Annotated in this window: 1 pseudogene; it reads right to left on the minus strand. The window is 82.9% G+C overall.

Annotated features, from left to right (window positions below):
* A pseudogene (locus tag KVT14_RS22145) lies at window positions 1-228 on the minus strand (hypothetical protein); the annotation flags it as partial.

Below are 228 nucleotides of genomic sequence, written 5' to 3' on the forward strand. Positions count from 1 at the left end.
GCGGCGGCCGCAGACGAGCGACCGCCGCGGGGCGGCCGGGGGGCCGTCGGCCGCGGCGCCCGCCTCGGTCGGCACCGTGCCGCCCTGCCGCGCCGCCAGGGCGTCGAGCGCCGTCGACGACTTGCCCTTGATGGCCTCGGTCTGGGGGATCGCCCCGGCGGGGGCGCCGCGGCCCGCCACCAGGTCCCGCTGCCGGGAGGGCGGCAGGGTGTCCGCCGCCACGAGGAA

The sequence above is a fragment of the Cellulomonas sp. GbtcB1 genome (genome assembly GCF_019091725.1).
GTDB lineage: Bacteria > Actinomycetota > Actinomycetes > Actinomycetales > Cellulomonadaceae > Cellulomonas.